Annotated in this window: 16 protein-coding genes and 1 riboswitch; of the genes, 12 read left to right on the top strand and 4 right to left on the bottom strand. The window is 53.1% G+C overall.

Annotation, left to right across the window (positions count from 1 at the left end; genetic code table 11):
* The first annotated feature begins 388 nt into the window (after positions 1–388).
* Positions 389–1,330 carry a thioredoxin-disulfide reductase gene (trxB, locus tag GYMC10_RS27640; protein ID WP_015737504.1) on the top strand — a complete coding sequence of 314 codons (942 nt, stop codon included), beginning with the start codon at positions 389–391 and terminating at the stop codon, positions 1,328–1,330.
* A gap of 66 nt (positions 1,331–1,396) precedes the next feature.
* Positions 1,397–1,633 (top strand): glutaredoxin family protein, encoded by a 237-nt coding sequence (locus GYMC10_RS27635; RefSeq protein WP_006212730.1) that lies wholly within the window; start codon positions 1,397–1,399, stop codon positions 1,631–1,633.
* A 118-nt stretch (positions 1,634–1,751) separates the two neighbouring features.
* On the opposite strand, the gene GYMC10_RS27630 is transcribed toward GYMC10_RS27635, so the two are convergent.
* Positions 1,752–1,955 (bottom strand): hypothetical protein, encoded by a 204-nt coding sequence (locus GYMC10_RS27630; RefSeq protein WP_015737503.1) that lies wholly within the window; start codon positions 1,953–1,955, stop codon positions 1,752–1,754.
* A 151-nt stretch (positions 1,956–2,106) separates the two neighbouring features.
* Positions 2,107–3,279 (bottom strand): ROK family protein, encoded by a 1,173-nt coding sequence (locus GYMC10_RS27625; protein WP_015737502.1) that lies wholly within the window; start codon positions 3,277–3,279, stop codon positions 2,107–2,109.
* A gap of 368 nt (positions 3,280–3,647) precedes the next feature.
* Here GYMC10_RS27625 and xylA point away from each other — a divergent pair, with 368 nt between their 5' ends.
* From xylA to GYMC10_RS27600, 5 genes are all read left to right on the top strand, one after another.
* Positions 3,648–4,964, top strand: coding sequence for a xylose isomerase (gene xylA / locus GYMC10_RS27620; RefSeq protein WP_015737501.1), 1,317 nt, complete (start codon positions 3,648–3,650; stop codon positions 4,962–4,964).
* A 216-nt stretch (positions 4,965–5,180) separates the two neighbouring features.
* Complete coding sequence (xylB, locus tag GYMC10_RS27615) at positions 5,181–6,677, top strand: xylulokinase (protein WP_015737500.1); 1,497 nt, start codon at positions 5,181–5,183, stop codon at positions 6,675–6,677.
* Between the two features lie 269 nt (positions 6,678–6,946).
* Positions 6,947–7,570: a bifunctional 4-hydroxy-2-oxoglutarate aldolase/2-dehydro-3-deoxy-phosphogluconate aldolase gene (locus tag GYMC10_RS27610; protein ID WP_015737499.1), complete on the top strand. Its 624-nt coding sequence runs from the start codon at positions 6,947–6,949 to the stop codon at positions 7,568–7,570.
* Between the two features lie 193 nt (positions 7,571–7,763).
* On the top strand, positions 7,764–10,115 hold the full coding sequence (locus GYMC10_RS27605; RefSeq protein WP_015737498.1) for a YcdB/YcdC domain-containing protein: 2,352 nt from the start codon (positions 7,764–7,766) through the stop codon (positions 10,113–10,115).
* A gap of 107 nt (positions 10,116–10,222) precedes the next feature.
* A complete protein-coding gene (locus GYMC10_RS27600) occupies positions 10,223–11,365 on the top strand; it encodes a transglutaminase domain-containing protein (RefSeq protein WP_015737497.1) in 1,143 nt (380 codons plus the stop codon).
* A 73-nt stretch (positions 11,366–11,438) separates the two neighbouring features.
* Here the strand turns inward: GYMC10_RS27600 and GYMC10_RS27595 are convergent, their stop codons facing one another.
* Positions 11,439–12,890, bottom strand: a complete 1,452-nt coding sequence (locus GYMC10_RS27595; protein ID WP_015737496.1) for an amino acid permease — start codon at positions 12,888–12,890, stop codon at positions 11,439–11,441.
* 113 nt (positions 12,891–13,003) lie between these two features.
* Positions 13,004–13,183, bottom strand: a riboswitch (Lysine riboswitch).
* Between the two features lie 119 nt (positions 13,184–13,302).
* Positions 13,303–14,433, bottom strand: coding sequence for a virulence factor (locus GYMC10_RS27590; protein ID WP_015737495.1), 1,131 nt, complete (start codon positions 14,431–14,433; stop codon positions 13,303–13,305).
* Positions 14,434–14,789: 356 nt separating this feature from the next.
* Here GYMC10_RS27590 and GYMC10_RS27585 point away from each other — a divergent pair, with 356 nt between their 5' ends.
* From GYMC10_RS27585 to GYMC10_RS27570, 5 genes are all read left to right on the top strand, one after another.
* Positions 14,790–16,142, top strand: a complete 1,353-nt coding sequence (locus GYMC10_RS27585; protein WP_015737493.1) for a cytochrome ubiquinol oxidase subunit I — start codon at positions 14,790–14,792, stop codon at positions 16,140–16,142.
* A complete protein-coding gene (locus GYMC10_RS27580) occupies positions 16,139–17,170 on the top strand; it encodes a cytochrome d ubiquinol oxidase subunit II (protein ID WP_015737492.1) in 1,032 nt (343 codons plus the stop codon). The genes GYMC10_RS27585 and GYMC10_RS27580 overlap by 4 nt, the downstream gene beginning before the upstream one ends.
* 5 nt (positions 17,171–17,175) lie before the next feature.
* Positions 17,176–17,277: a cytochrome bd oxidase small subunit CydS gene (gene cydS / locus GYMC10_RS33370; protein WP_015737491.1), complete on the top strand. Its 102-nt coding sequence runs from the start codon at positions 17,176–17,178 to the stop codon at positions 17,275–17,277.
* Between the two features lie 127 nt (positions 17,278–17,404).
* A complete protein-coding gene (locus GYMC10_RS27575; protein WP_015737490.1) occupies positions 17,405–18,436 on the top strand; it encodes an MBL fold metallo-hydrolase in 1,032 nt (343 codons plus the stop codon).
* Between the two features lie 445 nt (positions 18,437–18,881).
* Entirely contained in the window at positions 18,882–20,507 is a 1,626-nt protein-coding gene (locus GYMC10_RS27570) for an ABC-F family ATP-binding cassette domain-containing protein (RefSeq protein WP_015737489.1), read from the top strand.
* Positions 20,508–20,510: the final 3 nt, after the last annotated feature.

The raw sequence follows: 20,510 nt of genomic DNA, 5'->3' as shown, positions 1-20,510 counted from the left end.
AATGACCTAGCTAAGAATCCCTCTGAGCTCGCATGGCGAGTACAGGGGGATTTGTGCAGTATCGCGTTTTGCTTCGGAACTTCATCAAACATTCATCTTCCCACCGTTAATCGTGTGGTGGAAGTCTTTTCGCAACCCAAAATTCTTCTAACCTGATCTCAGCGCACTCCTGACCTCGAAGTAAACGTTTTACAACGAGGTGTTCTTTCGAGCACGAGATTCATTTATTCAAAATAGTAAATTCCCCAGCGGTTTATGAAGAATGGATTAACAATATTTGCAGTTGGGGTGTGATGTGACATATTGACAGACGGCTCCGATATAACCATAATTAATATTAATTTATAATGATTATAATTAAGTGTTCCATATATAGGAGGGAAACGATATGTACAAATCCGTTATTATAGGCACAGGCCCTGCCGGGCTTACGGCTGCCATTTATCTGGCTCGCGCGAATTTGAGCCCGCTCGTCATTGAAGGTCCGCAACCTGGCGGACAGCTGACAACCACGACCGAAGTTGAAAATTTCCCGGGGTTTCCCGAAGGCATCATGGGTCCTGAGCTGATGGACAATATGCGTCAGCAGGCGGAACGTTTTGGCGCGGAATTTCGTACAGGCTGGGTGAACAGCGTGGAATTCGGAGAGCGTCCGTTCAAGTTGGACGTTGACGGAATGGGCGAGGTGGTTGCCGAGACGCTGATCATCTCTACGGGCGCAACCGCCAAATATCTCGGCATTCCAGGAGAGCAGGACAATGTGGGACGCGGCGTCAGCACTTGCGCAACCTGCGACGGATTCTTCTTCCGCGGGAAAGAGATTGTTGTTGTCGGCGGCGGCGATTCCGCGTTGGAGGAAGCCAACTTCCTGACCCGCTTTGCATCCAAAGTAACGCTGGTTCACCGTCGGGAGGAGCTTCGTGCATCGAAAATCATGCAGGATCGCGCCCGCGCCAACGAGAAAATCGAATGGGCATTGAACCGCACGCCGCAGGAAGTCATTGCGGACGAGACAGGCGTTAAGGGCATCAAAGTGCTCAACAATGAGACCGGTGAAGAAGAGACGATCGCGGTCAGCGGCGTGTTCGTGGCGATCGGCCACCATCCGAACACCGGTTTCCTTGGCGGAAGCATTACGACCGACCCGAACGGTTATATCGTAACGACACCGGGAACATCCGAAACGAATATCCAAGGCGTATTTGCTTGCGGCGACGTTCAGGACACCCGTTACAGACAAGCGATCACGGCAGCGGGAAGCGGCTGTATGGCGGCTATGGATGCGGAGAAATACATCGAGAGCTTGGAACACAGCGCTGTCGTGTTGTAAACTGATAGATAGAGATCGAACCGGCTGTAAGCAGCCCAAATCATGAGTAGAGGAGACTGACCGACCATGGAAAACGTGATTGTATACACTTCGAACAACTGCCCGCACTGCAAACAAGTAAAAGGCTTCTTGTCCGATCAAGGCATCGAGTTTGAAGAGCGCAACATCGAGCAGAACGACGAATTCGCGCAGCAAGTATGGGATATGGGCGTTCGCGCGGTACCTCTCACCATCATCGGTGAGCACCGAATTCTTGGCATGAACAAGCTCCAGTTCAACAAAGCGTTGAATCCGGAAGCTTAATCTCATCAGCAGATGGCAAGCCAATCGCTTGCTTATGATAAAAAGCTCCTTCCCGAGGTTCGGGAAGGAGCTTTTTGTGTTGCCGAGCTATGCTGCCACACGTTCGTACAAATCATGTTCACTTGCTGAAAAACAGACTCATGATGAACTGGAATACAACGTATGCGGCCACGCCGGAGCCGAGGAGAATGAAGCCGGCTTTTTTCTTGCCTTGAAAAAAACGCATGATGGCGAGACTGAACAAAGGTGCGATAACTAGGAGACACAGCAATACGGTCACAAACATTTCCGCCGATATTTCCGCAGTGCTTACATAGGTCATTTGAGCGTTTCCTCTCCCTTTAGTATAACGATCGCACGTTTCTCACGAAGAGAATCGTGATTTAAATTACAGGATGAGATTAATTATAGCGGAAAATCGCTGGATTTTCCTTAAGATGCTGGTCGCTAATTACGACAAAATATCGTCAATTTTAATGAATCGGCATGGAAACCCGTACCGGGCCAAGAAATTGCGAAATGGCAGAGTAGGCCGCACCGATCATGGTAGAACGGCTGCCCAGCTCCGCAAACCGGATCTCCATCCGCTCGCGGTGGTAAGGTAGCGTGCGCTGGGCAACGACCTGCTGGAGCGTTTCTTCGATCCAAGCCCGGGCGTCGGACAGCGGACCGCCAATGATGACCGATTGCGGATTGAATCCGTTGACAAGATTGGTTATGCCAATGCCGAGATAGCGTCCAAGCTCCTCGAAATGCCGGATCGTATCCTTATGGCCGAGCTCGGCATGATGCACAAGCTCGGATGTCCGCCTGGACGGAAGAACGGCATCTTTGCCGTCGTAGGATTTCTCCGAGGCGTACAGCTCCCAGCAGCCGCGGTTGCCGCAGCTGCATTCCCGTCCCTCGGCTTCGATGGACATATGGCCGCTTTCGCCGGCATATCCGCGGGCTCCCTTATAGAGCTCGCCATTGATGATGATGCCGGAGCCGATACCGCTGCCGGCACTGATATAGAGGAGATGGCGGGCGTCCCGGCCGGCTCCGAAGCGGAGCTCGCCCTGGGCACCCGCGTTCGCTTCATTGTCGATGGTGACGGGGAGTCCGAGCTCGAGCTCGAGCTGCTCCTGCAGCGGAACCATGTCCCACCCCAGGTTGGGGGCGAAGAGGACGGTGCCGTCGCCGTCGACCATTCCCGGGACGCCCACGCCGATCCCGATGATGCCGTACGGGGAGGGAGGGGCCTGACGCATCAGGCCGTGGATCATGCCCACCATCAGCCTCGTCACCGATTCAACGCCGTGCGCTTCAAGCGCCGTGTCCTCTTCGGCAAGGATCCGTCCTTCCAGATCGGTAAGCACGGCGGTTATCTGCTTCACGCGCAGCTCGACGCCGATGGCATACCCGGCTTGTCCGTTAAACAGCAGCAGCTGCGGCTTCCTGCCGCCGCTGGATTCGCCGGGCCCGATTTCCTGGACCAGGTGGTTGCTGCACAGCTCCTGCACAAGATTGGAGACGGTAGCCTTGTTCAGGCCTGTCAGCTTGGACACCTTCGCCCGGGAGACCGGCGCGTGTTGACGTATCGTATCGAGAATGATGGAAGTGTTTATTTTTTTGACCAGAGCCTGGTCACCGGTAATATTCGTCATGTGTATTCATCCTTTTAGTCTTGCTTTCCTAATCCAGTTAGGCTTGTGAGACTTGATATGCTCATAGTCTAGGGGCAAAGCCGGGAAAATGCAACAGCCCGTAACGCAGCTTAAGTCACGGAATCTTTAATGAGCCGGGTCCGGTGGGCGATGTCTTCATCCGAATGTGGAGGAAGGGTGTACCCTGGATTAGACGTGGAACATGTCCTTTGCCGCAGAGCGAAACCGTCACAACGGCAGGCGGAATCGGTTTTGAAAAACTTGTAAAGGAATAACTTTGTTTAACCAATAGACAAAGTGGTGGAGCTGTGATAGGATAACCTTGTAAGCGTTAACCACACCTTAACAAGGTATAGGAGGATTTATTCATGGCCTATTTTAACAACATTAGCAAAGTCGAGTACGAAGGCAGCAAATCGACCAACCCTTATGCTTTTAAATTTTATAATCCGACAGAAGTCGTAGCCGGCAAAACGATGGAAGAGCATCTCCGTTTCGCGATGGCTTACTGGCATACATTGACTGCAGGCGGCTCCGATCCGTTCGGTGCCGACACGGCGGTTCGTCCTTGGGGCAACTACTCCGGCATGGACCTTGCCAAAGCACGCGTTGAGGCAGGCTTTGAATTCATGGAGAAGATGAACCTTCCGTATTTCTGCTTCCACGACGTGGACATTGCGCCGGAAGGCAGCAGCCTGCGCGAGTTCTACAGCAACATCGATACGATTGTGGACTCGATTGAAGACCATATGAAGTCCACCGGCAAAAAATTGCTGTGGAACACGGCCAACATGTTCACGAATCCTCGTTTCATGCATGGTGCGGGCACAACGTGCAACGCGGATGTATACGCTCATGCGGCAGCGCAAATCAAGAAGGGCCTCGAAGTCGGCAAACGCCTCGGCGCCGAGAACTACGTGTTCTGGGGAGGCCGTGAAGGCTACGAGACCCTGCTGAACACGGATATGGGCCTTGAACTGGATAATCTGGCGCGCCTGTTCCATATGGCGGTGGATTACGCGAAGGAAATCGGCTTTGACGCTCAGTTCCTGATCGAGCCTAAACCGAAGGAGCCGACCAAGCACCAATATGACTTCGATGCGGCTACTACGATTGCATTCCTGCAGAAATACGGTCTCGACAAGCACTTTAAATTGAATCTCGAAGCAAACCACGCCACGCTGGCCGGTCATACCTTCGAACATGAGCTTCGCGTAGCACGAATCAACGGCATGCTCGGTTCCCTCGACGCGAACCAAGGCGATATGCTTATCGGATGGGATACGGACGAATTCCCGGTTAACATCTATGACGCTACATTGACGCTGTACGAAGTGCTGATGAACGGCGGCCTCGGCCGCGGCGGCGTGAACTTCGACGCGAAGGTTCGCCGTCCATCCTTCGAGCCGGAAGATCTGTTCCATGCGCACATCGCCGGTATGGATACTTACGCAAAAGGCTTGAAAGTGGCAGCGAAGCTGATCGAAGACCGCGTATTCGAGGACTTCATCGCGAAGCGCTACAGCAGCTTTAATGAAGGCATCGGCGCAGACGTCGTATCCGGTAAGGCTACGCTGGCTTCCCTTGCGGAATACGCGCTGAACAACGAGTCCCCTCGCAAAAACGAGTCCGGACGCCAAGAAATGCTGAAGGCGATTCTGAATCAGTACATTCTTGCGAATTAATTCATAACGGTTCGGCTGTTTAAGCTTGTTCCATGAAATCCAAAACCTTCACCGGCTCCCTCCAGGGATGCCGGTGTACTTATTTCAAACCGGAAACGATGGCGCGAGCGATGGTCGGCAGTCATTGGCGGCATGCCCCGGACTAGACGATGCGCCCAGGGAGAATGCCAACGATGTTTTCATGTTCGGTTCATGAGGAGACGAAGGAGGATATAGATGAGTTACGTTATCGGAGTTGATTTGGGGACCAGTGCCGTGAAGACCGTGCTGGTGGACCGCAGCGGCACGGTGGTTGCCGAGCATTCGGAGTCATACCCGCTGAGCCAGCCGAAGCCCGGTTACAGCGAACAGCGGCCGGAGGACTGGGTGGACAAAACGGTATTGTCGTTACGACAATTAATGAAAGGAAACAACATAAATCCATCCGAGGTTGAGGGATTGAGTTTCTCCGGCCAAATGCATGGTTTGGTCCTGGTAGACGGAGAGGGCGCCGTGCTGCGGCCGGCGATCCTGTGGAACGACACCCGGACAACGGCGCAATGCCGCCGCATCGAGGAGACATTGCAGGAGAAGCTGCTCGGCATTGCACGCAATCGCGCGCTGGAAGGCTTCACTCTGCCGAAGATTCTCTGGGTTCAGGAGTTTGAGCCGGAGCTGCTGGAACGGGCTGCCCTGTTCCTGCTGCCTAAGGATTACGTGCGTTTCCGCTTGACCGGACAATACGCGATGGACTACTCCGATGCAGCCGGCACGCTGCTGCTGGACGTGGCCGGGAAATCCTGGAGCACCGACATTTTGGATGCTTTCCAGCTGCCGCACACCTTATGCCCGCCGTTGGTCGAATCCTTCGACGAATGCGGCACGCTGCTCCCCGAGATTGCCGAGCAAGCCGCTCTGCTGCCGGAGACGAAGGTATTTGCCGGCGGGGCGGACAACGCCTGCGGCGCTATCGGCGCCGGCATTCTCGAAGAAGGGCAAACGATGTGCAGCATTGGTACATCGGGCGTGGTGCTGTCCTATGAGGAGCGCCATGAGGTGGATTTTGAAGGAAAGGTCCATTTCTTTAACCATAGCGAGAAAGACGCTTATTATATCATGGGGGTAACCCTCGCAGCGGGATACAGCCTGACCTGGTTCAAGGATACCTTTGCTCCGGATGTTTCCTTTGACGCGCTGTTAAGCGATATCGGGAATATCCCGGTAGGCAGCGGCGGGCTGCTGTTCACGCCGTATATTGTCGGCGAACGCACGCCCCATCCGGACGCCACCATCCGCGGCAGCTTCATTGGCATGGACGCCGGGCATAAGCTGCCTCACTTTGCGCGTTCGGTACTCGAGGGGATCACGTTCTCTCTCCGCGAATCCATCGATATCCTCCGGGCATCGGGCAAGCAGATCGACCGCGTGATTTCCATTGGCGGCGGAGCCAAGAACGAGACCTGGCTGCAAATGCAGGCGGATGTGTTCAACGCGGAAATCGTGAAGCTGGAAAGCGAGCAAGGCCCGGCCATGGGCGCGGCGATGCTTGCAGCTTACGGCTGCGGCTGGTTCCCAAGCCTTCAGGGCTGCGCGAAGGCGTTTTTGCGTCCGGCACGCTCGTATTCTCCAAACCCGCAAGCGGTTCAGGCCTATGACAAATTGTTTGGACTCTATCAAAGCGTATACGGAGCCACGCGTGAACTTGGCGCGGAGTTGTCCGAATTCCGCGGATAACCTACAGATGTTGAAGAGCAGGTCGGGAAGACATTCTCCCGGCCTGCTTTTTTTGCGTGAACGCTCCGGACCGCATATACTTGAAGCAGGTTGAAGTCATAAGCAGGTTACGCCGGGGAATGAGGGTTGACCCTATTCGATGAGAACCGGTTTGGATATCGATTTTCAGGTTCCCTTTATTGGATGGCCTGTGATCATTGTGTAACATCTGCGGCCAATCCGATTAAGGATGGCGCGGAAAGTGTAAAAAAAGAGATGGGGGGACGTCAATGAAACTGACAGCCGAACTGAAACGCGAGAAAATCGTTGCTATCGTGCGCGGCATTACAAAAGAACAAGCGGGCTTCGTGGGGGAAGGATTAAGCAGGGGCGGAATCCGGTTTATGGAAGTGACGATGAATACGAAGGGCGCTTTACATATGATCCAGGATTGGCGCGCCCGCTATGACGGTGACGTGTATGTCGGCGCGGGTACCGTCCTTGATGTGGAGATGGCCAAGGAAGCGGTCTCTGCGGGAGCCCAGTTCCTGATCTCGCCGAACACGGATCTTTCCGTCATCGAATTTGCCCTGGAGCAGGGAGTCGACGTATGGCCCGGGGCTATGACTCCAACGGAGATCGTTGCGGCGTACGCCGCCGGGGCGGAGATCGTGAAGCTGTTTCCTATGGCAAGCCTCGGCTTGTCGTTTATCCGGGAGCTTCAGGGCCCGCTGAATCACATTCCGCTGCTTGCCACGGGCGGAGTTACGCTGGGCAATCTTCCGGATTATTTTAACGCAGGCGCGGCAGCGGTGGGTTTAGGGAGCGCGCTGCTTCCGAAGGATGCGCTTGCGTCCGGGAATTCGGACGAGATCCAGCGCCGTGCAGCGGCTTTTGTGGAAGCGGCGAAATAGTTACACTTTGTTCATCCTTAACCACGCAGGTTATGTTTTGGAAGCTTACTACATAAGGAATATATAGACAAGTTATGGTATTATTTAGGTAGCTTGGTTATGTCATTGCTGCCGTGTACAGGCACTTGTTGAGGATAGCATCGTGTGTAAGTAATGCATGGTTAGGTTCAAGAAATGGAAGGGAGCGAATCAAGTGAATTCATCGGGGAAGAAGAAAGTAAGGGTAAAAAAGACCGTTTGTGCGGTTACGGCTACGGCCATGCTTTGTTTGGCGCAGCCGGTATGGGGGGATAATTCTGTTCCGGGCAGCGGAGTCGCTGTATCCGAAACGGTAACTTCCGTCGACAGCAGTGGTCAAGCCGGTTCCGAAAGCGTTACGGATAACGAAATACCGAAGGGTGCAAAAATTTCGTCCAAACAGGCGGAAGAAATCGTGAAGAAGGCTTTTCCTGAACTCAAGAATGTAAAGGTGTCGAACGTGCAGTTCCTGGAGAATGACGACATGAGATCAAGTGCGCTTGCATGGGATCTGCAATTGGTGCTGACCAAAGGGAACTCAAGCTCCGGCTTCAATGCCCAGGTCAATGCGGTTACGGGTGAACTTATTCATATCTATCTCCCTAACTCTTTGTTGAAGCAGGATAGCGACAAACCGGCGTTAACCCGGGAAGCAGCCAAGGAGAAGGCGCTGAAATGGATCAGCACCCACGTGTCGGACGTGAAGGCAAGCGAGCTTAAGGAGAATGAAGCGTATCTCGGTATGCAAGCTGCTTTGTTCAGTCCGCCCCGGTTTGATTTTTATTTCCAGACCTCGGTGAACGGAATTGAATCGGATGTGAACAGCATTACGATCACGCTGGATGGACAGGGCAATACGATTCAATATTCCCGCAATCAAGTCAGTGAGGAGTTTCCTTCATCTACGCCGAAATTGAACGAGGCCTCGATCCGCAAATTGTTTGAAGATCAATTCCAAGTATCCTTGGCCTATGTGCCGGAAAATTTATATAACAATGCCAAAGGCGAATATTTTTTAGGTTACATACCTAATGATCTGTCAGGTTATTCAATGGATGCCAATACCGGCAAATTCATCAGTTTCACGGGGGAAGAGAGCGGGCTTGTCTCCGTTGAGGACGGCACGATTCCGGCAACCGAAGAAACCTTTAAGCCGATCGCGGGTCCATTCGCCGGCGGTGATGCGGCAGCCCGATGGGTGGAGTCGCAGATCAAGCTGCCGTCAGGCTTGAAGACAGAATCCAAGAGTCTGGGTACAAGATGGAACAACAAAGAGGTTAAGACGTGGAACATCAGATGGGGCGAACATGCGATCTCCGCCATGGGCGGAGGAGAGATGGTATCCGCCGAGGTGGACGCCAAGACCGGACAGATCTACTCGTACAACCGATATCGTTATGACCGGACCGAAACTGCGGAAGTGAAGAACCCGATTTCGCAGCAGGCTGCGCAGGATCTTGCTTTCAAGACGGTAAGCAAGCTGGTGCCCAATGCTTCCGAGGAATGGAAGCTGACATCGGTTGATAAAATGGGTAAGGACACGAAAACCCTCAACTATCAATTTTCATTCCAGCGCTATGTCGGCGATATTCGCGTCATGGGCGATTCCCTGAACCTCACGATTGAGGCCAACGGGCAAATCCAGGGCTTTAGCGTGAATTCGGAAGGCGTCCTCTCCAAGCTGCCAACGGACGTAAAGCCGGCCATTACCGAGGAGCAGGCAAGAGCGCAGTATTTGAAGGAGATTGACCTGAAGCTGAAATACGGCTATTACGGCGGTTACCTGTCTGCCAATAATGAAATCACCAAGCCTTTCATCAAGCTGATTTATTATCCGACACATAAACAGCAGGCTTTAGGCGGCATGCAGGTACCGCTCGATGCCAAGAGCGGAGAATGGCGCGATATCATGCCGGAAATGAACCGGAAGGATATTCCGCCAGTGACTGACGCGGCGGGGCATTCAGCCGAAGCGGCTCTCAAGGAGCTGGTGAAATATCGGGTATTGGTTCCGGACAAGGACGGCAAGGTGTACCCGGATCGTCAGATCACCCTTGGAGAATGGTATCAGCTGGTAGCGGCTTCGGTTAGCCCGTCCTACGAGCAGGTGTACGGAAGATCCACCATGGATCCGTACGCGGGCCTGCAGCCGGACCATCCGTATTACCAGGCCATCCAAGTGCTGATCGGGCAGAACTGGATTCCGTATGACCCGGACAGCCCGCTGCAGCTGGACCGTAAGCTGACCAGGGATGAACTGGCAAGCTCGCTGACCCGGATTTTGAATTACGAGAAGCTGTCCAAAGCCTTTATTCTTCCAACCGATGTGCAGGGGATATCCGATGCCGACGCCGTGACGAACAAAGGCGCAGCCCTGATCGCGCTCAAGCTGGGACTTCTTCCGGCGGTGGATGGCAAGTTCCTGCCTAATCGCGAAGTGACGCGCGCGGAAGCGGCTGAGGTTCTGGTCCGTATGTCGAAGCTAGCGGGACGAAGCGATTCCTTCTTGTCCTCATTCTATTGGTAGTATTTAATATTCGTGCCCGGTCGACAAAACTAGAACCCTTAAGCCCTGATGTTATGTGTTACAATGATGGTGCATACGGATGAGGAAGATGAAGGGCGGGTGTACCGATGAAACGAAGCCGAGGAACGATCGTTAAATTACTGTTCATAGGGACTTTGGCGGTAACCGTTGCAGCAGTACCAGAACCAGCTAATCTCAGTGATGTCTATGCCACTTCCAACAAAGCGGTCGTGAAGTCGGTCCATGCGATACAGCAGAAACTGCTGACAGCGATGAGCGACAGGCAATCGACGGTGCGTTTTGTTTACCAGGGCGAGACCAAATCGCTGAAATCGCAGCTAAAAGACGCACTTGATCAGGCGATGGCCAGTGATCCTTATATCCATTACACCATCGCCAGCTATAGCTACGACTATCGTGGAACATCCAGTTCCGCCAATGTTACCGTCCGGTTGAGCTATCGCGAGACCGCGGAGCAGACGAACTACGTGAACCAGCATACCGACCGCATTTTGAAGCAGATCATCAAGCCGGGCATGAATGATCATGAGAAGGTGAAAGCCATCCATGATTGGGTTGTCCGCAACTTGAAATACGATACGACGCTTACGAAATATACGGCCTATGACGGGCTTTACACGGGGAGCACGGTATGCCAGGGTTATTCTCTATTAACGCATAAGCTGCTGAAGGAAGCCGGGATTCAGAACAAAATCGTGGAGGGTACGGCTTACGCCTCCGACAATCCAGAGGGCCAGCTCCATGCCTGGAATTTGGTCCTTTTGGACGGCAAATGGTACCACCTGGACACGACGTGGAACGATCCCGTTCCTGATCGTGACAACGAGGTATCCTACACGTATTACCTCCGAACGGATGAGCAGATGGGCCGGGATCATACCTGGGTGAAATCCTATCCGAAGGCGAATACGCTTTACCGCAACACGCTGGCCGGGCTGGCCGCGAAGGATCGTTCGAAAGCGGGATCATATGAAGCGATTAAGAAGGATCTGGAGTATCAGTTATACGATGCCCGCGCCATCGTCAGCTCCCACCTTCAGCTTCAGCCGCTGGTGAAGGCAGCGAAGGCGGAAGGCAGCCGTAAGCTGGTATTCCGGTTTGACGGGAGCGAGCGAGAGCTTGTGAGCGTGCTCCAGCAGCTGCAGTTAAAGAACAATCTGGGGTCCATCAAGTATTATCACAATGCTTTTGAAAACACGGGTGATCTTAGAGTGCAGATCATATGGTAGATGTCCGTGCAAATGAAAAACAGCTTCCTCCCGACAACGGGAGGAAGCTGTTTTTTTTGCATGTTCGTCTTTATTATGATTTGGCATCCGTGCTCAAATCGCACTCATCCAATGGCACGATGCGGCTCTTCTTAATCAAGCGGTAGCCGAACCAGATGGAGAGAAACAACGGAATGCTGACATACGTGGCAATGATCGTTAACCAGTCGATCTCCCCGCTGAAATTGCCTTGACCGATAATGGCCACGAGACAGAGCAGGAAAGCGAAGATGGGGCCGAAGGGGAACCAGCGCGCACGGAACGGAAGATCCTTCAGGTCCTTGCCTTGGGCAACGTAGGCTTTGCGGAAGCGGTAATGACTCACCGCAATCGCCAGCCAGTTAATGAATCCGCACATCCCGGAGGCGTTCAGAAGCCACACGTAAACGACGCCATCGCCGAAGAAGGAGGCCAGGAACGCCAGCATGCCCACGGCGGAGGTTACGATCAGGGCTGCAACCGGCACGCCGCGGCTGTTCAGGCGGCTCAGCCATTTCGGAGCCATGCCCTGCTTCGCCATGGCATACAGGACGCGGGTCGAGGCATACATCCCGGAGTTGCCGGCCGACAGCACGGAGCTGAGAATGACCGCATTCATTACGGAAGCCGCAAACGCAAGGCCGGCTTTCTCAAACACCAGGGTGAATGGGCTGACACCGATATTGTCGACCCCGGATTGAAGCAAGCTCGGATGGGTGTATGGGATCAGCATACCGATAACAAAAATGGCGAAAATATAGAAGATCAGGATGCGCCAGAAAACCTGACGAATGGCTTTGGGCACATGTTTTCTCGGATTCTCGCTTTCGCCAGCGGCTACCCCGATCAGCTCGGTTCCCTGAAAGGAGAAGCCTGCAGCCATAAACACGCCGACCAGCGCGAAGAATCCGCCGTGTACCGGCCCGTCGCCTAGGCTAAAGTTGCTGAATCCGACCGCTTCGCCGCCAAGAATGCCGAAAATCATCATGACGCCGATGATAAGGAAAACAATGACAGTCGCTACTTTAATGATAGCAAACCAATATTCCGATTCGCCGTATCCTTTGGCGGATAGAATGTTTAAGCCGAACATAATCGCCAGGAACAGAAGGCTCCACAGAAATGACGGGCTGTCCGGGAACCAGAACTTGATTATAACCGTCGCCGCCGCGAGTTCGGCGGCAATGGTAACGGCCCAGTTGTACCAGAAGTTCCAGCCGACGGCAAATCCGAAGGCGGGACTGACAAACCGGGAGGCGTAGGTGCTGAATGAGCCGGAATCCGGAAGATACGTAGCGAGTTCGCCCAGGCTGGTCATCAGAAAGTAAACCATGAGGCCTACGGCGGCATACGCGATAAGCGCTCCGCCCGGACCGGCAGAGGCGATGGCCGTTCCGCTTGCCAGGAACAGGCCCGTACCGATTGATCCGCCAAGGGCGATCATCGTCATATGACGGGCTTTAAAGCTCTGCTTAAGCGAAGCAGCCGGTGCTTTTTTGCGATTCAAGGTCGAACACTCCTTCTATACATTAAGAAATGATATTTAAAATATACCCTGTTAGAACAAAAAGACCGCAGGTCCTATACCTGCGGTCTTGATCGTATCCGCATCATACCCTCCATGAAGATAGCACAACACGGGGAAATCCCCGTGACAGTTCCGTCTCTTTCGACAACGGCCCCAGCACAGGATACAAGAGGATACCCTGCACTTCGGCATTCATGCCTTTCACTGTGCTTCACCGGCTTCTCTTTGCCTCGGCACAACTACTGATCATGTCTGCAACCTCTACCTCATCTTGGAATGATGAGGCTATCTGTATATTCAATTTCTAACAAGAGAGTCCTAAGTATAAATCACATTCCATGTCAGAAGCAATGGTTAATTTTTACGGTTCAAGGCGGTTTCCGCCGAGCGATTACGATTGATTCCGTTTAGCCATTTGCTGCCAGACGGTTCCGGCAGCTTCTTCGCCGGATTCGATGCGCTCCAGCGCCATTCGCGCCTGCAGGCTTACTTCGAATTCCGGATCGTTGGCGGCTTCTTCAAGGGCGGAACGCGCTTCCTCCGTACCGACTTCATACAGGAAGCGGGCTGCACGCCAGCGAACGATCTTGCTGCTGTCTTTGAGCGATTCGACCATGACCGGGGTAGCGGCGGCATCGCCGATATCGGACAAGGTATCTCCAGCGGTACGGCGAACGGCCGGCGTTTCGTCGCGCATGGCTTCATACAGGAGCTCCATCGCTTCAGGCGTCCGAAGGTCGCCCAAGTACACGACGACGAGCCGGCGGATCTGCATCTTCGGATCCCGAAGCGCTTTGCGAAGCAGCGGAATGTGTTTCTCCGTCGGCTCCAGCGCATCCAGCGCGGCATAACGTACGCGCCAGTCCTCATCCTGCATCGCGGCCTCGGTTTCCTCGTCCGTCAGCTTCCGGCGCTGCTCGACGAAATCCTCGTCGCTGGCACCGTGGGCAATCGCCTGGGCAATGACCTTATCGAGGCGCTCCTGCGGGAATGCGGCTTCCAGCTCCTGCTCCACGTCACGGGCGATGTCTTCCAGCTGGCCGTAGCGTACGCCGTACTCCTTGAGTTTGCGTTCCTTGATAAGCGTCGAAGTCCCTACGGCGGCTACGGCTTGGGAGAAGCGCTCCGACAGACCGATACGTTCTTCCTGATTCCCGCTTTTGACACGAATTTGCATCGGAATATTGCGGAAATATTGCACGAACACCTGGGCTTCCCCAAATGCGATATCATCCGCGCCTTCCTTGAGTCCGGCGGCGAGTCCCTCCTGGCCGAATATTTCTTGAACGGCTCCCAGAATGGAAGGCCAATCGGCGTTGCCTTTACGGTCGAGCGCGATGAAATCGAGGGTGTGGAACACGCTCTTTACGCCAGGGATATGGAGCAGCTGTCTGATCCAGGGAGGAGCCGACCGTTCGTTGTCTAGTGTATATGTTCTGCGAATTCCGGACTCCAGGGTTTCGTCAAGATGAAGCATCATGGAGTTCGGGCTCGGGGTTGGTTCAATGAATGTAATTTTCATGGGTTTTTATCGCCTCCTTATCCTCTTATTGTACCTCTTTTCCATGCCGGAAAAAACATCATGCACAGGATTCCAACAAATTGACCGGACTTTGGATAAAAAGAGGAAGGGTTTGTAAAACTGATAATGTTGGATGGAATTCATTCATGTTTTTCAAAGAATTACGGCGAAGGGCGGCACCCCTTGCAGGAAGTCCGAAATACATAAGGGAGGCTAGGCTGTCGATGTACAGGAAGCAGGAGAAAAAGCTTGCGATTCTATGTTTTATCGTGGCGGCCATTATGCTGTACGGAGCCGTGAAAGGATATTTGCGCTACATGCATCATTTTGGATAACACACCCGAGGAGTGAACCTGATGTCATCACTGGATCCAGTACTGATGAGCCGGATACTGACCGGACTGACCCTGTTTGTACATATTGTTCTGGCAACCATCGGCGTCGGGATTCCCATTATGCTGGCTCTGGCGGAATGGAGGGGGATTCGGACGGGGGACGACCATTATACCTTGCTCGCTAGGCGCTGGGCGCGGGGATATGTGATTACCGTGGCTGTTGGCGTCGTGACAGGAACCGCTATCGGCTTGCAGCTCAGCCTGCTGTGGCCCACCTTTATGCGCGTAGCCGGTAAAGCCATTGCGCTGCCGCTGTTCATGGAAACCTTCGCTTTTTTTGTGGAGGCGATCTTTCTTGGCATTTATCTCTATACGTGGGATCGGTTCAAAAACAAATGGACCCACTTGCTGCTGCTAATTCCCGTGGCGATCGGCTCCTCCGCTTCTGCATTCTTTATCACGAGCATGAATGCATTTATGAACCAGCCGCAGGGCTTTGAGCTGGTGGACGGGGTATTTACGAACGTGAATCCGTTCGTGGCCATGTTCAATCCGGCGACGCCGACCAAGGTGAGCCATGTGCTGGCGTCGGCGTTTACGACAAGCGCAGCGGCGCTGGCCAGCATCGCGGCTTTCAGCTTACTTCGGGGAAGCAGGCACGTCTATTTTAAGAAAGCGCTGAAGCTTACCGTCGTTTCCACCTTTGTTTTTGCCGTGGCCACCGTGATGATCGGTGACTTTTCCGGCAAATTCCTGGCCAAATTCCAGCCCGAGAAACTGGCGGCAGCCGAGTGGCATTTTGAAACGATGAGACAAGCCCCGCTCATTTACGGCGGCTTTCTGGATGAGAATAACGAAATCAAGTATGCGTTAAAGATTCCGTACGCGCTTAGCATACTGGCAGGGAACAGCCCCAGTACGGAGGTCATCGGCCTGAATGAATTTCCAGAGAACGAGAGACCGCCGATGTCCGTGCATTATTTTTTTGATTTGAAGGTGACCAGTGGCGCCGTGATCGTCCTGATTCCTCTCCTGTATATGTTCCGAAGGAAACTTCCTGGCAAAAAGCCTTACCCAAAGTGGCTGCTGCTCAGTATATTGGCTTTAGGGCCTTTATCGATGTCAGCCATATGGCTGGGCTGGTTCCTTGCCGAGATCGGAAGGCAGCCGTGGATTGTGCGGGGATATATGAAGGTATCGGATGCGGCGACCACTTCATCGAGCGTCGGCTGGATGCTGGTGCTGTTTATTCTACTGTATTTGGTCTTGTCCGTATCCGCAATCCGCGTGCTGAGCCAATTGTTCCGGAATAAAAGCGCGGAAGAGGAAATCCGGCTGCTGGGACTCGAAATCGAAGGAGGAGACCGCAAGTGAGCTATGCCATGGTAGCCATAACCGTTCTATGGACGTTCCTGTTCGGCTATTTGCTGGTGGCCTCGATTGATTTCGGTGCCGGATTCTTCAGCTTCTATAGCGTGCTTACCGGACATGAGAACAAGATCCACAATATCATCCAGCGATATCTGTCCCCCGTTTGGGAAGTGACCAATGTGTTCCTGATCTTTTTTGTGGTCGGGCTCGTCGGATTCTTTCCCGATGCCGCGTATTATTATGGTACCGCGCTGCTTGTCCCGGGCAGCTTGGCGCTAGTGCTGCTCGCCATCCGAGGCGCTTACTACGCCTATCATACGTATGGCAGCCAGACGGGCAACAATATCGTATACATGGGACTATACGGAGCGACGGGGCTGCTCATTCCTGCCGCCTTGTCGACGATATTGGCCATCTCCGAAGGCGGCATCATCTATATGGACGGCGGGAAGGTGGAGCTTCACTGGTACACGTTCTTCACGAATCCGTACACGTGGTCGGTCATTCTGCTTGCCCTTGTCAGCGTTCTGTACATCTCGGCGATGTTCCTGTCCTATTACGCGCAGCGTGCCGGGGATGAGGCGGCGTTCGGCGTGGTCCGGGGTTATGCACTGGGGTGGAGCGGGCCGACGATCCTGGCTTCGGTTTTCGCGTTTTTCCAGATCAACCATCAGAATCCGGTCCATTTTGGGCAAATGCTGGATATCGCCTGGATGTTTATCGCGTCGTTCGTCTGCTTCGTGATCGCGGTATACCTCGTGTGGAAACGCACCCGCCTTGGCATCGCATTTATCATGGTCATCCTTCAATTCGCTTTTGCCTGGTACGGATATGGTCGCTCGCATCTGCCGTACATTCTCTATGATTACATCCACATTCATGAGAGCATCACCAACGATACGATGGCCATCGCTTTGATTACCGCGTTTATTCTCGGCTTCTGCGTGCTGGTGCCTTCCCTGATCCTGCTGATGCGATTGTTTCTGTTCGATGCGAACTACATTCGCGGCAAATCCGCGAAGAAGGGGTGAGGCAAGTGGAGGACTTCGGCATTTTCATAGCACCGCTGCTCACGGTACTGGCTGCCGTAGCCTTTATGGCGATTTACGTCGTCAAGTATAAAGACCCTTCGGATTGAGGGATGGACAAAATAAATCCGGGCTGTTTCGCCAAGAATCATTCGGTGTAAAAAGAACAACAAAGCGCAAAGTTGAGCGGATAGCTCAATACGGGTAAAATACAGGGTAATGGAAGGAGGAGGCTGCATGCCAAGAATTCGCTATAACAATATCGATAACGTCAGCACGGACAAAACGCTTAAACAGTTCAAGCAGTGGCGCGACGAACGTCGTCAGAAGAAGAAGGATTATTCCTACTGCATTCCGAACCTGACGCCGGATCTTCAGTATTTGCATAGCAACCGGCACGAAACCTCCGTTACCTGGATCGGGCACGCCACGTTCTTCATTCAATACGAAGGCATGAATATTGTGACTGATCCCGTATGGGCGCGGAGAATGGGGTTTAATAAGCGCCTTGGGGAACCTGGACTTCCCATTCATGAGATCCCCCCGATCGATGTCATTTTGATATCGCATTCCCACTATGACCATATGCATGTTTCCTCGATCCGTAAGCTGTACCGTGCCGATACCACCATCATTGTACCGGTTGGTCTGCGTCGGAAAATGATCAATAAAGGCTTTCGCCGCGTGATCGAACTGCAGTGGTGGGAATCGGTCGCCATAAAAGGCGTGAAATTCTCCTTCGTGCCGACACAGCATTGGACGCGGCGCACACCGTTTGATACGAATACGTCCCATTGGGGAGGATTCGTGATGGAGCCCGTGCTGCAGGATGGAAAGACGGATTCGAGTTCTTCCGATGAATCGCCATGCATTAACGAACCCGTCGCAGAGGACGGCACCCGACTGCTTCCGCCGAATTTGTATTTTGCCGGAGACAGCGGTTATTTCGAGGGTTTTAAGCTGATCGGCGAACGGTTCAACATTCACCTCGCTTTAATGCCGATCGGGGCATACGAGCCGGAGTGGTTCATGACGTCTCAGCACGTCAATCCGGAAGAGGCGCTGCAGGCGTTTCAGGACGTGAAGGCGGAGACGATGATTCCGATGCATTACGGGACCTTCAAGCTGGCCGATGATACGGCCAGGGAAGCGCTGGACCGGATGGAAGCGGAACGAAAGCGGCTCGGGATTGCCAAGGAGCGGATTCGCGTCTTGAAGTACGGGGAAACCTTCAAGGTTCAGCCGGAACGAAGAAGCGTGACTTCGTAACGGAAACCCAAGAAGCGATTCCGATCGGCATACACACTACAGACTGCCTAAAAAGGCCCGAAAGGTCGTATAACCTTTCGGGCCCATTTATTAGTTGCTTCTAATCGTCATCGTTTTGGGCAAAATACCGACCGCTCTTGCGGCAGCAGCGCTTTTCTTAGCCAACCGCACGAGATCGTCAATCGATTCCCGGTGAAGTCTATGGTAAGACAGCGGATCCGGTCCGACTGGTTTCTTCTAAATTAATAGAAACGCCTCGGTTCTATGAAACTTGGAGAAAGGTAATCTTTGATCGTCGGCCTCCTGTGGCTGGTCAGCATGAAATGGCCCATGCAGGAGGTTATATTTGTTTAAAACCGTTTTATATCGTCCAGAAGCTTCGATAACCGTCGTACTTATGCTATAATGTGCTGAAACCAATAGTGATAAAGGATGGTAATGCTTAATGATCAGTACAAGCGGCGTAACGCTCCGCTATGGCAAACGAGCACTATTTGAAGATGTCAATATAAAATTCACCCCGGGCAACTGCTACGGCCTCATCGGCGCCAACGGGGCGGGTAAGTCTACATTTCTGAAAATCCTCTCCGGTGAGATTGAACCGAACCAAGGCGAAGTTCATATGACACCGAATGAGCGGATGGCGGTTCTGAAGCAGAACCACTATGAATACGATCAGTATCCCGTCCTGGAGACGGTTATAATGGGTCATGCCCGGCTGTACAACATCATGAAAGAGAAGGATGAGCTGTATGCGAAATCCGATTTCTCCGAAGAAGACGGCATGCGTGCGGGTGAGCTGGAAGGCGAATTTGCAGAGCTGAACGGATGGGATGCAGAGCCGGATGCGGCGGCGCTCCTGATCGGTCTCGGCATTCCACGTGAGCTGCACGATAAGAAGATGTCTGAGCTGAGCGGTAACGAGAAGGTGCGCGTTCTCTTGGCGCAGGCGTTGTTTGGCCGTCCGCATAACCTTCTGCTCGATGAGCCTACCAACCACTTGGACCTGGAATCGATTCAGTGGCTCGAGAACTTCCTGATGGATTATGAAGGCACCGTTATCGTGGTATCCCATGACCGTCACTTCCTGAACAAGGTGTGTACGCATATTGCGGATATCGATTTCGGTAAAATTCAGCTGTATGTCGGCAACTACGACTTCTGGTATGAATCCAGCAAGCTGGCGCTTGAACTTCAGCGGGATGCCAACAAGAAGAAGGAAGAGAAGATCAAGGAATTGCAGGCATTTATTCAACGCTTCTCGGCGAATGCTTCCAAATCGAAGCAGGCGACTTCCCGTAAGAAACAGCTCGACAAAATCACGTTGGAGGATCTTCGTCCTTCGAACCGTAAATATCCGTTTCTTCATTTCAAACCTGAACGCGAGGCGGGCAAGCAGCTGCTTACGATTGATGGCATCACCAAGTCGATGGATGGGGAAAAAGTGCTGGATAATGTCAGCTTTGTTGTAAACAAAGGCGACAAAATCGCATTTGTTGGACCGAACGGGATGCCGAAAACGACGCTGTTCCAGATCATAACCGGTGAAACCGAGGCGGATGCCGGTGAATACAGCTGGGGGGTAACAACAACCCAGGCGTATTTCCCAAAAGACAACTCTGCCTATTTTGACGGTGTTGATATCAACCTCGTGGAATGGCTGCGCCAATATTCCAAGGATCAGGACGAAACGTTCCTGCGCGGATTCCTTGGCCGCATGCTGTTCTCGGGCGAGGAAGCGCTGAAGAAAGCGAGCGTATTGTCCGGAGGCGAGAAGGTTCGCTGCATGCTGGCCAAAATGATGCTGAACGGCGCGAACGTGCTGATCTTCGATGAGCCGACGAACCACTTGGATCTGGAGTCCATCACGGCACTCAACAACGGCTTGATCGATTTCGACGGAACGATTCTGTTCACCTCGCATGACCATCAGTTCATTCAGACGATTGCCAACCGGATTATCGAGATTACGCCTAACGGCATCATCGACCGCAGCATGAGTTATGACGAGTATCTGGAGAGTGAAGAGATCAAGGGGCTTCGCGAAAGCATGTACCCGGTTGAAGTTTAAAGA

This window comes from Paenibacillus sp. Y412MC10, from assembly GCF_000024685.1.
Lineage (GTDB): Bacteria > Bacillota > Bacilli > Paenibacillales > Paenibacillaceae > Paenibacillus_AQ > Paenibacillus_AQ lautus_A.
The sequence above is the reverse complement of the archived record's forward strand: the minus strand, read 5'-3'. Positions and strand labels throughout refer to the sequence as shown.

Bases quoted from the DNA above. Each gene is read 5' to 3' on its own strand.
- trxB (WP_015737504.1), top strand. From the start codon at position 389: ATGTACAAATCCGTTATTATAGGCACAGGCCCTGCCGGGCTTACGGCT.
- GYMC10_RS27635 (WP_006212730.1), top strand. From the start codon at position 1,397: ATGGAAAACGTGATTGTATACACTTCGAACAACTGCCCGCACTGCAAA.
- GYMC10_RS27630 (WP_015737503.1), bottom strand. From the start codon at position 1,955: ATGACCTATGTAAGCACTGCGGAAATATCGGCGGAAATGTTTGTGACC.
- GYMC10_RS27625 (WP_015737502.1), bottom strand. From the start codon at position 3,279: ATGACGAATATTACCGGTGACCAGGCTCTGGTCAAAAAAATAAACACT.
- xylA (WP_015737501.1), top strand. From the start codon at position 3,648: ATGGCCTATTTTAACAACATTAGCAAAGTCGAGTACGAAGGCAGCAAA.
- xylB (WP_015737500.1), top strand. From the start codon at position 5,181: ATGAGTTACGTTATCGGAGTTGATTTGGGGACCAGTGCCGTGAAGACC.
- GYMC10_RS27610 (WP_015737499.1), top strand. From the start codon at position 6,947: ATGAAACTGACAGCCGAACTGAAACGCGAGAAAATCGTTGCTATCGTG.
- GYMC10_RS27600 (WP_015737497.1), top strand. From the start codon at position 10,223: ATGAAACGAAGCCGAGGAACGATCGTTAAATTACTGTTCATAGGGACT.
- GYMC10_RS27590 (WP_015737495.1), bottom strand. From the start codon at position 14,433: ATGAAAATTACATTCATTGAACCAACCCCGAGCCCGAACTCCATGATG.
- GYMC10_RS27585 (WP_015737493.1), top strand. From the start codon at position 14,790: ATGTCATCACTGGATCCAGTACTGATGAGCCGGATACTGACCGGACTG.
- GYMC10_RS27575 (WP_015737490.1), top strand. From the start codon at position 17,405: ATGCCAAGAATTCGCTATAACAATATCGATAACGTCAGCACGGACAAA.
- GYMC10_RS27570 (WP_015737489.1), top strand. From the start codon at position 18,882: ATGATCAGTACAAGCGGCGTAACGCTCCGCTATGGCAAACGAGCACTA.